This window comes from Nostoc sp. (genome assembly GCF_036917975.1).
Classification (GTDB): domain Bacteria; phylum Cyanobacteriota; class Cyanobacteriia; order Cyanobacteriales; family Nostocaceae; genus Nostoc.
Genome location: NZ_JBALEJ010000062.1, coordinates 1 through 14,272, shown reverse-complemented (window position 1 = coordinate 14,272; position 14,272 = coordinate 1). Strand labels below are relative to the sequence as shown.

The window sequence follows — 14,272 nt, the reverse complement described above, 5'->3', positions numbered from 1 at the left end:
GAACTATGTGAACTGATGTAAAGCGCCCTAAATGCTTTAAAAATAAGCTTTTAAGCGATTTGCATTTCTTAATTTAGTTGTGTTTTTTAGCGCCTACCTACTTAGATAATAAGGTGGATAGTTAAGACAGTTAAGCAAACATTTAACGTAAGAATTCAGGAATCACAATTCAGAATAATTAAAGAATCAGGAGAACATTTGATGACTAAATATACCAACCATTCTAGATTCCTGATAAATTCTGGCTCCTGACTCGTGGGTGCTGATTGATATTGATTACTTAATATTGATAAATAGTTAATCAATTTATCTTATGTCTTTGCTTAACTTTCCTAAATTTCTTAACTTTCTTAAATGCTTGAAAATAATTACTTATTAACTGTCTTAACTGACCTTGAAAATATATTTAATTACTGATATATATTTAATTGAAAAAATAATTTCCTTTAAGGAAAACTCTATGCCTAAAAACAAAGTCAAAACAGTGGATGTTGGGGCGTTACCATTTTTTGCGCGTTTCTTGGAAGAGCAAGCTAGTGGAGATGAAGGAACAGATGTTCCTTGGACTTACAAGTATCCTTCAGATTTGGAAGATAAATAATTTATTTAGTCTTCTACATTTGAAAGTACCTTTCTAATCGGGAAGATACTTTGTAATTGGCTCGATCATAATTTAATAGAGTAGCAGTTATCAAATAACTGGAAACTATTCTTAGAGACGCGATGGCGCAGAGCGCCCCTCGTAGGCGATCGCTTTCATATTACCTTTTCCAAAGATGGAGGTGATTGCTTTTTCCTAACCCTAAATTCTTCAAAGATTTTTGGGTATCGAAAGCAATTTGTTTGCTAATATTTAATAGCTACCTCCTGAAATTATGATAAAAAATATTTATGCACCTGTCTCGTGATGTGGTTTTATTAATTACCCACAGTGGTGATTTCTTCACAATAGATAGAGTTGCAGAAGCCTTATCAAAAAAAGGGGTGCAACCATTTCGTCTAGATACTGATAAATTTCCTCTAGAAGTGCAATTAACAGCACATTTTGATAAGTCTAAAAGCTACCACACTATAGAATGTAACAACTACTCTATCAGCACAGAGCAGGTGCAAGCTGTATGGATGCGCCGTATTTGGGAACCACAACTGAGTCAAGAATTAGCGCCAAAGTTCCGAGAAGCTTGCCTTAGAGAATCACAAGCAACTTTAGATGGTTTTTGGGACAGCCTGAAGGGAGCTACGTGGGTAGATAATTTAGAGCGGATAGATTATGCAAGTAACAAGCTGCGTCAACTACGGATTGCGTCTGAAGTAGGTTTTGTTATTCCCCAGACTCTTGTCACCAACAAAGCCCAAGCAGCACGAGAGTTTTTTCAGCAAGTCAACGGCAAAATGGTGAGCAAGCTTTTAACTGCTCTTTGCCGGAGTATGGAAGCTAACTCCTCGTTTTTTCTTTACACCAGCATCGTCAAGGAAGAAGACTTACAAGATGCCGAGTCACTGCGCTATTGCCCAATGGTTTTTCAAGAGCAAATTCCAAAGCAACAGGAATTACGGGTGGTGTATGTGAATGGTAAAGTATTTGTGGGGGCGCTAAATGCAGATGTGTATGCAGCAGTTGATTGGCGAAAACCAGGTGTTGGGGTTGGCGCATGGCAACATCACCAGCTTCCTGATGAAGTAACTCGCCGTCTCAAAGACTTTATGGGGAAATTTGGGCTGTTGTTTGGAGCGTTAGATTTCATCGTCACACCATCAGGCGAATACGTCTTTTTGGAAATCAACCCTGTGGGGGAGTGGGGAATGCTAGAAAAGGATCTAGACTTACCGATTGCAAGTGCGATCGCAGATGCTCTTGTACCAATTCGTAATTAAGAAAGTCAATTACTGTAGGGTGTCTTAGGCGCAACTCAATTATGACTGTATTAATAGTCACGTTTAGCAAAGACAACGAAAGCATTCCTCTAGTCATCAAAGAAATTGAGGCTAGAGGAGAAAAAGCATTTCGGTTTGATACAGACAGATATCCCACCGAAGTCAAGCTAGATATTTACTCTGGCGATACTGAACGAGTAATTATTACTGATAGCGAACAAAAGCTCGATTTGAGCGAGGTATCCTCAGTTTGGTATCGGCGGATGCGCTACGGACAAAAAATCCCCGACTCAATGGACAAGCAATACAGAGATGCGTCAATTAACGAATGTCGCGCCACAGTCAGGGGTATGATTGCCAGTCTTCAGGGATTCCACTTTGATAAAATGTCCAATGTGGATCGGGCTAATAATAAGCAACTACAATTGCAAGTTGCACGAGAAGTTGGTTTTATAACTCCACGCACTCTGACTTCAAATAATCCAGAAACAGTCAAGCAATTTGCTCAAGAGTGTCAGCAAGGTATAGTTACCAAGATGCTTTCTTCCTTTGCTATTTATGACGATCGGGGGCGAGAAAACGTTGTGTTTACCACTCCAGTTACAAATGACGATCTGGAGAATATGGAAGGACTGCGTTTTTGTCCAATGACCTTTCAAGAAAATGTGCCCAAGGCGTTGGAGTTGCGGACAACGATTGTCGGACACCGCGTATTTACTGCCGCAGTAGATTCCCAAAGCTTGTCAGGATCTACTTACGACTGGCGCAAAGAAGGGAGAGCCTTAGTTAAAAATTGGCAACCCTACGATTTGCCAGAAGATATTGAGAAAAAACTGCTCAAACTGATGGCTTATTTTGGCTTAAACTATGGAGCAATTGATATTATTGTCACCCCCGATGGTCGTCACGTATTCCTCGAAGTTAACCCAGTCGGGGAATTTTTTTGGATGGAGATATATCCACCACACTACCCCATTTCGCAGGTGATCGCAGAAGTATTACTGACTAATAAAAGTTAGGGAATTGAGCCTTGTGTATTTTTATCGTCTTCTATTTTGAAATGTGTTAGTAAGATTTCACTATTAAGTTTATTAATATTAAATTCTTTATTTAAAAGTATAAAATATTGATATTTGGAGATTAAATCCTTGTGATAAACCTAGTAAATACACAAACAGTTTTAACATTTGATGGAGTAAATGATTATATAGATTTTGGTAGAAACGATATTGGTGGCGTTTTCGCTCAAGGGAGTTCAGCTTTTACGGTTTCAGGATGGGTAAATCCACACGAACTAACAAATAAAGCCACTAGTTACGGGACGCGCAATGTATTTTTTGCCCGTTCTTCAGAGAGATATAGCGATAATTTTGAATTCGGCATCAGTGAAGCAGGAAGCCTAGATGTCTACATTGATGAAACAGTTAGCAAGGGTATCAAAACCTTTGGGCAAGGAGAATTAACTATAGAACAATGGCACTTTTTTGCTATTGTTTTTAATAGTGGTCAACTAGCCGTATACCTTGACGATCGTGAATACAACGATTCTCTTAGAGGTTCATCTTTAAACAAAGCCACAAGTTCTATAACTCTGGGAGCAACGTTACATAAACAGGTCTATTTCAAAGGGCAATTAGCAAATATTAGCGTTTGGAATTATCCTTGTACTCAAGCAGAAATCCAGGCTCATCGTTGTGGGCTAATAGTCGGAGATGAAGAAGGATTAGTGGCTTACTGGAAATTAGACGATGGGCAAGGTACAACGGTCAAAAACCAAAAGGCAAAATCATATCAAGGAAATTTTCGTGGTAATCCTATTTGGACTTTAGCAGAAATTCCATTTGCAACACAACCATCAAATCCAGTTATATTTGCAACAGAACCATCCAATCAAGAAGATATTCAACTTGAAGAGATCCAAACTGAGACAGCAGTTATTCCTGAAGAAAATATCTCACTACTAACCACAAGTTTATTAGCAGCAACGGTATCGTTAGTAAGCGACGACGAAAACCAAGAAAAGGAAATTCAACAGACAGAAATAAACAGCGAAGAATCCGAGATTATTCCAACTGCGATCGCTCTCGAACCAGATGACAAGGAAACTAAAACAGACCAAATTGAAGATCCCGTCAATATCCAACAAGCACAAATATTAACTCAGGAGGAATCCTCAGAAACTATGAATACAGAAGCCCGTCCCAAATATAAAATACTTTCCATTGATGGAGGCGGTATTCGGGGCATTATTCCGGCATTACTCCTAGCAGAAATTGAAAGGCGGACACAAAAGCCTATATTCAGTTTGTTTGATTTAATTACTGGCACTTCCAGTGGCGGAATTTTAGCACTTGGACTAACTAAACCCCGATTAAGTTCTGATGTATCTGATAACTTGCCTGTAGCTGAATATACTGCTGAGGATCTCCTACAGCTATTTCTGGAGTATGGGGTAGAAATATTTTATGAGCCGTTGTTTGAAAGACTACTTGGCCCGTTAGAGGATATATTTCTCCAGCCAAAATATCCTTCCGAAAGCAAAGAAGAAATTTTCAGACAATATTTTGGTAACGCCCTTATACAAAATAATCTCAAAGAAGTTTTTGTAACGAGTTACGATATCGAGCAGCGAATTCCGATATTTTTTACAAACAAACTAGAAAAACAGCAAACAGAATCTAAGAATTTTCAGAAGTTATCTGGGGGTTTTTCGCTCCTAGATGCAGCATTGGCAACTAGTGCCACTCCGACTTATTTTGCTCCTCATCGGCTTGTAAACCCCCACAATAGCGGCATCGCCTATACTTTAATCGATGGTGGAGTATTTGCTAATAATCCAGCCCATTTAGCTATTTTAGAAGCACAAATTAGTAGTAAACGAAAAGCCCAAAAAGTCCTGAATACAGAAGATATTTTAGTAGTTTCTTTAGGTACAGGTTCGCTGACAAGTGTCTATCCTTATAAAGAAGTTAAAAATTGGGGACTCTTGCAATGGGGAAGACCACTTTTAAATATTGTGTTTGACGGTGGTAGTGAAGTGGTAGCTGGAGAGTTAGAACAATTGTTTGAACCTAGCGATAAAGAAGCTCAAAATTTTTATTATCGCTTTCAAACATTGTTAGATAGTGAACTAGAAGAAATAGATAATACCAAACTCCCAAATACTCGTCAGTTACAAACTATAGCCCATCGACTAATATCTAACAAAAGTCAACAAATCGATGAACTGTGTAGTCTTTTGTTGAGCTAAATCAGATTTCTTATATCTTGCACCAGTTAGTTGGTGCAAAATGTAAGATTTTTAATTTCTTCCCAAAAGAAATTAGTAATGACTCTCTTAGTCATGTTTTCACTTTATAAGGATTGTAGGTAAGTACAATGGATGAACTCGTCAAAAAAATTTCTGGTTTAGGCCTTCCTGGCATACTTTTCGTGATCGCAACGGGTGCATCAGGGGGTAATGTCGCTGCCGTTGTCGCTATGCTTTCAACGCTGGGCGGGCCTTTAGGCCTCTTAGGAGGTTTAGGCTTACTTGGGCTGGTAGCCGTTCTAGGGGAATATATAGCGGGATTTGGAATTGAAAACATTCTCAAGCTCGTCTATACAGAACGTAGCAAAACTGAATCTGTCAGATTTCTTCTCAAAGAAATTCAAGAATTGCCCATTTCAGATGAGTTAAAACTCAAACTGAAACATCATATTAGCCCAGTAGTCGTTACTGAGCCTGACCAAGGCCCTTTTCCGAGAACAGTCGAAATTGTCGATGAGGAACCATTGATTTAGTGCATTCAATTTGATCCTCCTAGCCCCACGCCAATCGCTAGCCTGCTTTAACACTTACAGCGTTAAAGCAGGCTCCCCTTTAAAAGGTGTATACACAAGTCAAATTACCCCCCTTAATTCCCCCGATGTTTTAGGGGAAACATAAAATTTAGCTCCCTCCCCAATAAACGGGGAGGTTTAGAGGATGTCTGAGAAGTATCAAAGATTTCTTTATCTCCCCGAACCCCCCTTTTTTAAGGGGGGAATAAGAGTCTTAAAGTCCCCCTTTTTAAGGGGGATTTAGGGGAATCTACAAATCTCGAATACAACACCATAAAAGTTTTCAGACATTCTTTAAAAGGAAAAATGGCCTCTGAGTCTAACTTAATTCTCAAAGGTTATTTCAAAATTCCTAGTGTAATTAGTAACGGCTACATTTTTAGATTATGCAAACTCCATCTGTGCGCGAGCAAAATACAACAAATCCTTTTTCAGCCTTGATTCAATTTTGGCTGGATGTGAAAGTAGTTGCCGGGCCTTATTGGTATCCAACAAAAGCAGAAGGAAGAGCATTTTCAGATGTGATTCGCTCATGGGTAATGCTCATTTCTTTAGTATTATTAATAGTCGTAATTGTGGGTGCAAATGCTGCAAATAGTTACTGGAATCGCTATGTAATTGATATTGTTATTGAACAGAAAGACCTTGATAAATACAATGGTACTTTATGGCTGTCCAGTCTCATTATTGTCGGGATGGTCTTGTTAGTAACTGTTTTGAGATATGTTAGAAAAAAAATAATTCTTGACTGGTACAAATGGCTAAATCTTCATGTTTTAGAAAAATATTTAAGCAATCAAGCTTATTATAAAATAAATTTTACATCTGATATAGATAATCCAGATCAACGCTTATCCCAAGAAATAGAACCTATTACTAGTATTGGCTTGAGATTCTCATCTTCTTTACTAGAAAAATCTTTAGAAATGGGAAGCTCTTTGATAATTCTTTGGACAGTTTCTTCACAAATCGCAATTTATTTGTTTATTTATACAATTATAGGCAATTTAATAGCTGTTTACTTGAATCAATCAATAAATAAAATTAACCAAGAAGAACTTGCATTTAAAGCGGATTTTGCATATTGCTTAACTCATGTTCGTAATCACGCTGAATCAATCGCTTTTTTTCAGGGGGAAGATGAAGAATTTAATATAATTCAGCGCCGATTTAATAATGTTTTAAAAACTGCTGAACGCAGGCTGAATTTAGAGAGGGGACAAGACGCTTTTGGCAGAGCATATCAATCTGCCATTAGCGTATTCTCGATGTTTATTCTTACACCTTTATTTCTTCAAGATCAAATTGATTATGGACAAATAAACCAAGCTAGTTTTGCTTGCTTTATGTTTTCTAATGCACTAGGAGAACTAATATCTGAGTTTGGGATTTCAGGGCGATTTTCTGGCTATGTAAAGCGTTTAGCAGAGTTTTCAGATGCGCTACAGGCTGCTAGTAAACAACCAGAGAACGCCAGTACTATTCAAATTATAGAAGAAGAACGTTTAGCTTTTGAGAATGTTACTTTACAAACACCAAATTATGAACAGGTAATTGTTGAAAATTTGTCATTTGCTGTTGCCCCAGGTGAAGGGTTATTGATTGTTGGCCCTAGTGGTAGGGGTAAAAGTTCTTTGTTGAGAGCGATCGCTGGTTTGTGGAATGCGGGAACTGGCCGTCTAGTGCGTCCTCCCCTAAAAGAAGTATTATTCTTACCCCAACGCCCTTATATTATTTTAGGGACTTTGCGCCAACAGTTGCTCTATCCTCACACAGATAGGAAAATGAGCGATCGCGAACTTGAACAGATTTTGCAACAAGTTAACCTGCAACACTTACTTTCCCGCGTCGATGGTTTTGATACTGAAGTTCCTTGGGACAATATATTGTCTTTAGGAGAACAACAACGCCTCGCTTTTGCACGGCTATTAATTACACATCCTAGTTTCACTATCTTAGATGAAGCAACGAGTGCTTTAGATTTAAATAACGAAGGTAATTTATATCAACAGTTACAATCAACGAAAACAACTTTTATCAGCGTTGGTCATAGAGAAAGCTTATTTAATTATCATCAATGGGTGTTAGAACTTTCACAAGAATCTAATTGGCAACTTGTTTCTATGCCAGATTATCAATTGCAAAAAGGGATTGTTATTAAACCAGTTGAAAAGGAGCAAATTACGATAGATATTTACCCAAAAAATGAACTCAAAATGAAACCAGAATCAGCAGCGAGCGTCACAATTATAGGACTTTCTCATAAAGAGCTTCAGACATTAACAGACTATTCTCTTACTACGATCAGAAGCAAAGCTAGTCAAGAAAAGTCTGTGACTACTAAGGATGGTGTAACCTACCGCTATAATAAAAACCCGGAGGTATTGAAATGGGTAAGAGTTTAGTAACTATTGGTATATTTCAAAACAAGTGATGCTAACTAGAAAGCAAAAACAATTAGTTACTTATAAATCTATTACGATTTATGAAAAACCTTACAAATTTCCTACCTTAAAAAATCCCAAACTAAAAAAAGTTCAAAGAAAAATTAGAAAATGTCAAAGCTTAATTAAAGAAGGTACTAAATATCATTCTTATTTTTGGGGAATAATCAAATGGAAAAAAGAAATTAGTCAAGGAGAAACCTTAGCAAAGGTTAAATTATTAATTACAGATTATATTCAACTTCTGGATTTTTTAGAAAATTATAAAAATAGTTATCAAAATTTTTTATTAAAATTTATAGATGACTGGAAAAATCTGTTTAATCAAAAATATTATGAAATTAAAAAAGTCAATGAAGAAAGAAGTAAGTTAGAGATAAAAAATAATAAATATTCTCAAATAATTGACAAGTTAAAATGGGAAGAAAAAGAAAATTTAAAATCTATTTTGTTGTTAAGTAATACTAATTTTTTAATTTTAGAAAAAGTAAAACTACTCAGCGAAGGAATTAAAAATTTAGCGGAAGATACCAAAAATCAAAAGCAAGCTATTCAGAAAATACTTAAAGATATAGAGGTGTATCAAGAAATTTATGAATATCAAGTCAAAGCTACAAAAATTCGTCAAGAAATCGCAAAAATAGCTGAAACAGTAATTAATCTAGAAAACTCTCTACAAGATTACTTTAGCCCGTTTCAATCTTTAATAGATGATGTAGTAAAAGTAGATGCAGATTTTTACGCAATTGTAGGAGAAATTCAAAATTTAGCAAGTAGTACTTTAAATGTTCAAGTTAATTTATTAACGATACAAGATACTAGTACTATGTCTCATGACATCCTCAATTTATTAGTGGCAAGTTATGATAAAAAAGATAGACTACAAGATGCTTTTTTTCAGTCAAAATTATTAGATTTACAGGTTCATGACTTTGATTTTAGTAAAGATGAGATAACTTTAAATCAAGCGATTTACTTAATATCTAATTATATGTCTACTCAACTGGTTGCTCAAAAGAAAGTGCTAGGGATAGAAGAAGCAGATATTGTTTATTCTTATTCTCAACTTTCTATCGAGAAAACAGAATTGGCGGAACAACCTAATAATAATACTGATATTGAGCTTTCCACAGAATTTAAAAATAATTGGAATATTGATTATAGTAAATTGCAAAACCTTCTTACGCAGAATAAGTGGCAAGAAGCTGATATTGAAACATCTAAATTAATGCTACAAGTCATGGGTAAGAATGATTGGAATGAAGTTTATAAACAAGATATTCTTAACTTTTCATGCCAAGCTTTTCATAAAATCGATCGACTTTGGCAACAATACAGTCATGGTTACTTTGGCTTTAGTGTTCAGCAAAGTATTTGGAACGAAATAGGCGGTCAAATAGATTATGAAACAGAAAAAAGACTTGGCGATCGCCTGGGTTGGCGAAAAGAGGGAAACTGGTTAAATTACGACCAACTAAATTTTAAATTATCCCCGACGACACCGATGGGACATCTACCAGTTAAATGGTTACATTATGACCAAAATATATTAGACATACCCCCACACTCATCTACAGCTCCCCTGTCAATGGCAGCTTGGCGAGTTGGGTCTTGGCTAGTATGGCAGATGCATTTATTTTTCACTCGTGCTAAAACTTGTCATGAAACTTTACCATGAGTTGAATCGCACATTATTTAATAATCGGGGAGAAAGCTAATGAATAATATGAATCTATCTGATACAGAAATAGAAATTTTACTTTTTGGAAAATGGCGTTTTAATACAGATTGGGAAAAAATTTCTATTGAATTTAAAGATAATATGACTTATGAGCAAACTAGAATTCAAACGTTTCTTTTATCTAAACCCAGCGAATTTATCACGGGTAATAAATTTACTGGTGTATGGCACGTAAATGATGGAAGGTTATGTTTAATTGTTAAAACTGTTCCTAAATCATTTTTCAATTTGCGATTACTGATATTATCTAGAGTAGATTTGGCAGATATGATAGCTAGCATCTACTCTATATTTATAACAGAGAATTACGAAGTTATTGAAATTGATAAATTAAAATTTTTAATGATCGACAAAAATCAGAGAATTGCTGGTATAAAAATCAATTAATACTTTTTTCATACTTGTAATTAAAAAATATAGGTAAAATATTAAGTCTGCATAAGTTATTACGATTCTGTATTTTGGTAGTAGACTTATTGAAATTAATTTACAATATTAATCTCATGTATAGAGAGCTTAAAAAATCTTAGAGCTTGCAAAATTTATTGTTCTAGCCTAGTGGTCTATCGCAAAGTTTTGATAGGTTTGTAGTAAGCAGTAAGGCTCCCCATCAGCCACCCCAAGAGAAAAGCCAACTTTTGGGACTAATTCACTGTAGAAGTCCCCAGCGCTATTTAGCCCAAGCTGCATTTTCACCATCAGCCCCTTCCATCGAAGAATCGCAATATTTTCTGGGGTATGTGGTGCTGTGTCACTGACTGGTGTAGTTGTACTTGTATTATTGCTAATGTTGAGAATTTCGTTTGACTAGCACAGGAGGAAGGCGGTGAAACTGGTAATATTTGGTCCAACTGGCATGATCGGAAGTCGGATTGTTGATGAAGCATTGTCACGGGCACATCAGGTAACTGCCATTACCAGAGATCCATCCCGATTTTCTATTTCCCATCAAAACCTGACGATTGTTGCTGGTAATGCCCTCGATCCTGCCAGCGTCGTTGATGTTGTTAAAGATCATGATGCAGTGCTGAGTGCCATCGGGACGAGTGGTTCTTCAGTAGAAGTGATTGCAGACGCGGCTCGTTCTCTGATTGAGGGTTTATCACAGGTTGGAATTCGTCGCTTAGTTGTTGTCGGTGGGGCAGGTGTTCTTGAGGTTGAGCCAGGGGTTGAATTTGTCGATAGCCCCAATTTTTTTGAGGCGTACCGCCCTCTGGGCCTTGTTCATCGCCAGGCATATAATCTCTACAAAACTTCCGATTTAGATTGGACGTTTGTCTGTCCAGCGGCTGAGATTGCACCAGGGGAACGAACTGGCAAATTTCAAGTTGGGGCTGACCGCTTGCTGACCAACGAAAAGGGTGAAAGCCGAATTTCGGCTGAGGATTTTGCGATCGCCTTCGTCAATGAAGTTGAAACCCCCCAATATATCCATCACCGTTTAACAGTTGCCTACTAAATTAATTGTTTCCCAAGGTAGGTAGAAACCCCTCTTCCCGTTGTGTCTGTCTTGATCAAAAAGCGTTAGCGCAGCGTTAGCGACGTAGGAGCGTCATGGGCGAAAAAGCGAACTTGTACTGAGCGCAGCCGTTGGCGCAGCCTCTCGTAGAGAAGTATTGCGAATTGGTTTCATGGGGTTTTCCCCCAGCAATTCTCATTTTGAAAAAAAATCAGATAAAATTCTCTTGTTTAAATAGAGAACTTGTGTCGAAGCATCATTTTTTGACAAATAATTATCATCCAACACTAGAGATAGACAGTTTTTTAAAAGTCTGTCCATGAAAAATTTATTTCAACTCATAAATCCAGTTGAAATTCTAACCAACTTTGTAGTTTTTATTGGTAAATAGCTTTCTCCCCCTCTTTCAAGATATTGACATTTTTTACAGCAATTCTCATTTTGAAATAAATAGAGTATTAACCCCATTTTGAAATTCAAAATATAGTACAAAATAACTAGTTTTTTAGAGAAAGGAGATAGCTAAAAAAATAATTGCTCCATCAACTAAGTATAAATACTCAATAGACTGGAGGAGATTGCCTGACAACTAAGGGTAAACTCAGGAAAATAGTTCTATGAATGAGAATATAGAACTCAATCGAAATAACAAATTATTAATAGTTGTCGAGCTTTGGTAAAATTGGTGAATTGAAAATTATTAATTAGTCAAACGACTCCAAGATGGTTCAAAAGGCAGCGACCATAGAAATTCCTGAATTAATGCAATTTTTACGGTCATCATTACATGACTTACCCTCCGGAAAGGAAACCTGGAAATAATACGAAATATCAGGTAGAAGACGCAGTGATGGCAGCATTTTCTATCTTTTTTACGCAGTCAGCGTCTTTTTTAGAGCATCAACGTTTAATGAAAAGCAATAAGGGAAAAGATAATAAAGATGGTTAAATAAGAATCATAAAAATAAGTATGGCTATCCTGTAACCCTTTTAGGGGATGACTTGTATTCTCGCCAACCTGTTTGCGAATTAGCACTAAAACAAGGTTATAATTTTATTTTTGTTTGTCTGGAAACGTCGCATAAAACTTTATATGAATGGCTAGAATTTTTAGAAAGAAGCGGAGAAGTTTCAATTATTGAAAAGAAACAATGGGATGGGCGAAAAAATCTAATTTATCGTTATCGTTATGCTTCTAGACTTCCCTTACGAGATGATGACTCAAGTCTCGAAGTTAATTGGTGTGAAGTAACTGTTATTAATGAGAAAACACAAAAAACTATCTACCAAAATAATTGGATAACCAATCATAAAATTACTGAAAATAATGTTGAAGAAATTGTCAAAGCTGGACGTAGCAGATGGAAAGTTGAGAACGAAGGTAATAACGTTCTAAAAAATCACGGTTATAATTTAGAGCATAACTTTGGTCATGGTGAAAATCATTTATGCGAGTTCTTTTTGTCTTTAAATTTGCTATCTTTTTTATTTCATACTGTTTTAGATTTAGTTAATTACACCTATCAAAAAATTCGTGATTTATTAGTAACTAGGACTTCTTTCTTTAATGATATTCGTACCCTGTTAAAATTTTTATGGTTTAAAGATTGGTCGGATTTTTTCTCCTTCATTCTGAGGGAATATGTCCCATTCAAAAAAGTAAATTCTAGTTAAAAAATGTCAATATCTTGAAAGAAGGGGAGAAAGCTATTTACCAATAAAAACTACAAAGTTGGTTAGAATTTCAACTGGATTTATGAGTTGAAATAAATTTTTCATGGACAGACTTTTAAAAAACTGTCTATCTCTAGTGTTGGATGATAATTATTTGTCAAAAAATGATGCTTCGACACAAGTTCTCTATTTAAACAAGAGAATTTTATCTGATTTTTTTTCAAAATGAGAATTGCTGAAGTTAAAGCTTCTAGTTGTTGAGATAATTGGTTCTTGCGTTACTTTTATGGAGAATTAATACTAAAGTGCCAGTTTAATAAACTGCGGAGTCGAAAATTGCTAAAGTTACGAAAGCCATATCCAAGTCTTTTAATTAACTTCAGCTTATTATTAATTCCTTCTACAGTACCACTCGTAGTTTTTCAATTCAATTTAACCTACTATTTCTCCAAACCATCTAACCATCGTACCAATGCTTTTCGGTAAATATGAAAGTGCTTCATGCATCCAATCTAATAATTTAATTACACTATCTCCCCAATATTTAGTTAATTCAAATATATCCCGAAAATCTTCTTTGAGTTGATGCATTTTAGCCAAAATTGGTGAAACTTCTTGAGCAGATTTTAACTTTTCTTTTTGCTTTTCGTTCAAAGAGTCTTCATTTTTGATGAAGCTATATTTGCTTTTACTTAATCCCTCTAATATTCTGTCTTTTTCTGATTTATTTTCTAGTGACATTGCTGCCTTCTTTTCAGCTTTACGCATAGCATCTAACTCATCATTTACTTGTTTCATTACATGAAATCTATCAGCAGTTACGTTGGCGTTAGGCATTAATTCTTCTACTAAGCTTTTATAAGGCGACCAGAGATCAATACTCACTTCTTGAATTTGTTCCAGCACCTGAATATCCCAACTCACAAGGACTTCCCGGATTTCTTCCATTCTTCTGGACTTCACTATTTCAATGGGTTTATGAGTATCCAAATCTACTAACACTGCTTTGGGATTACCTTGGCCTTTAACCAAGGCAATTTCATCTATGCCTAACCTTTTTAATTGACTTAAATTTATGTTTAATATTTGTGATACTTGTCCTTTTAACATTGATTCTACTTCTTCATCGCTTAAGTCATTTCTTTCGGCGACACTATGAATATTGGGAGCATCCCAATTTGGCAAGAAAACCAAAAAAAGGAAAAATAATTCGCGATGATAGCTCGCTAATTATGGGGGGACTATACGAATGCTGTC

9 protein-coding genes and 2 pseudogenes are annotated in these 14,272 nt (G+C 36.0%); 10 read left to right on the top strand and 1 reads right to left on the bottom strand.

Going from position 1 to position 14,272, the window contains the following annotated elements:
• Positions 1–460: 460 nt before the first annotated feature.
• The 10 genes and pseudogenes from V7K76_RS24565 to V7K76_RS24520 all read left to right on the top strand — a co-directional run bounded on the left by V7K76_RS24565 (position 461) and on the right by V7K76_RS24520 (position 12,929).
• A complete protein-coding gene (locus V7K76_RS24565) occupies positions 461–601 on the top strand; it encodes a microviridin/marinostatin family tricyclic proteinase inhibitor (RefSeq protein WP_334777484.1) in 141 nt (46 codons plus the stop codon).
• A gap of 290 nt (positions 602–891) precedes the next feature.
• Positions 892–1,875, top strand: coding sequence for an MvdC family ATP-grasp ribosomal peptide maturase (locus tag V7K76_RS24560; protein ID WP_334777485.1), 984 nt, complete (start codon positions 892–894; stop codon positions 1,873–1,875).
• 41 nt (positions 1,876–1,916) lie between these two features.
• Positions 1,917–2,894, top strand: a complete 978-nt coding sequence (locus V7K76_RS24555) for an MvdD family ATP-grasp ribosomal peptide maturase (RefSeq protein WP_334777486.1) — start codon at positions 1,917–1,919, stop codon at positions 2,892–2,894.
• Positions 2,895–3,025: 131 nt separating this feature from the next.
• On the top strand, positions 3,026–5,125 hold the full coding sequence (locus tag V7K76_RS24550) for a patatin-like phospholipase family protein (protein WP_334777487.1): 2,100 nt from the start codon (positions 3,026–3,028) through the stop codon (positions 5,123–5,125).
• A gap of 128 nt (positions 5,126–5,253) precedes the next feature.
• Positions 5,254–5,658, top strand: a complete 405-nt coding sequence (locus V7K76_RS24545) for a hypothetical protein (RefSeq protein ID WP_292748986.1) — start codon at positions 5,254–5,256, stop codon at positions 5,656–5,658.
• 425 nt (positions 5,659–6,083) lie between these two features.
• Entirely contained in the window at positions 6,084–8,102 is a 2,019-nt protein-coding gene (locus V7K76_RS24540; RefSeq protein WP_334777488.1) for an ABC transporter ATP-binding protein/permease, read from the top strand.
• Between the two features lie 28 nt (positions 8,103–8,130).
• Positions 8,131–9,819 carry a GUN4 domain-containing protein gene (locus V7K76_RS24535; RefSeq protein WP_334777489.1) on the top strand — a complete coding sequence of 563 codons (1,689 nt, stop codon included), beginning with the start codon at positions 8,131–8,133 and terminating at the stop codon, positions 9,817–9,819.
• A gap of 39 nt (positions 9,820–9,858) precedes the next feature.
• Positions 9,859–10,269: a hypothetical protein gene (locus V7K76_RS24530; RefSeq protein WP_334777490.1), complete on the top strand. Its 411-nt coding sequence runs from the start codon at positions 9,859–9,861 to the stop codon at positions 10,267–10,269.
• 439 nt (positions 10,270–10,708) lie between these two features.
• Positions 10,709–11,341, top strand: coding sequence for an NAD(P)-dependent oxidoreductase (locus tag V7K76_RS24525; RefSeq protein ID WP_335030109.1), 633 nt, complete (start codon positions 10,709–10,711; stop codon positions 11,339–11,341).
• Between the two features lie 723 nt (positions 11,342–12,064).
• Positions 12,065–12,929 (top strand): annotated as a pseudogene (locus V7K76_RS24520) (hypothetical protein).
• 370 nt (positions 12,930–13,299) lie between these two features.
• Here the strand turns inward: V7K76_RS24520 and V7K76_RS24515 are convergent.
• Positions 13,300–14,179 (bottom strand): annotated as a pseudogene (locus V7K76_RS24515) (ISL3 family transposase); the annotation flags it as partial.
• Positions 14,180–14,272 lie beyond the last annotated feature (93 nt).

Bases quoted from the DNA above. Each gene is read 5' to 3' on its own strand.
- V7K76_RS24565 (WP_334777484.1), top strand. From the start codon at position 461: ATGCCTAAAAACAAAGTCAAAACAGTGGATGTTGGGGCGTTACCATTT.
- V7K76_RS24560 (WP_334777485.1), top strand. From the start codon at position 892: ATGCACCTGTCTCGTGATGTGGTTTTATTAATTACCCACAGTGGTGAT.
- V7K76_RS24555 (WP_334777486.1), top strand. From the start codon at position 1,917: ATGACTGTATTAATAGTCACGTTTAGCAAAGACAACGAAAGCATTCCT.
- V7K76_RS24545 (WP_292748986.1), top strand. From the start codon at position 5,254: ATGGATGAACTCGTCAAAAAAATTTCTGGTTTAGGCCTTCCTGGCATA.
- V7K76_RS24540 (WP_334777488.1), top strand. From the start codon at position 6,084: ATGCAAACTCCATCTGTGCGCGAGCAAAATACAACAAATCCTTTTTCA.
- V7K76_RS24535 (WP_334777489.1), top strand. From the start codon at position 8,131: ATGCTAACTAGAAAGCAAAAACAATTAGTTACTTATAAATCTATTACG.
- V7K76_RS24530 (WP_334777490.1), top strand. From the start codon at position 9,859: ATGAATAATATGAATCTATCTGATACAGAAATAGAAATTTTACTTTTT.